The organism is Leptospira limi, assembly GCF_026151395.1.
Lineage (GTDB): Bacteria > Spirochaetota > Leptospiria > Leptospirales > Leptospiraceae > Leptospira_A > Leptospira_A limi.
The window spans coordinates 1-210 of the sequence record NZ_JAMQPV010000024.1 but is presented as its reverse complement, the minus strand read 5'-3'; the positions used below and the strand labels follow the sequence as shown (position 1 = coordinate 210).

The 210-nt window shown below is 48.6% G+C and carries 1 rRNA gene; it reads left to right on the top strand.

Annotation, left to right across the window (positions count from 1 at the left end):
• Nucleotides 1-202 (top strand): 23S ribosomal RNA (locus ND812_RS18385); the annotation flags it as partial.
• Between the last annotated feature and the right edge of the window lie 8 nt (nt 203-210).

Genomic DNA, 210 nt, shown 5'->3' with positions numbered 1-210 from the left:
GTGCATCTGTTGTCACACCAGTGGCATGGCAGAGTAGCTACGTTCGGTCGGGATAACCGCTGAAAGCATATAAGTGGGAAGCCCACCTGAAGATAAGATCTCCCTGAAGAGTCCAGGCAGACGACCTGGTTGATAGGTCACAGGTGTAAGTTCAGTAATGGATTCAGCCAAGTGATACTAATCGCTCGATCGGCTTGACCATATTACAAT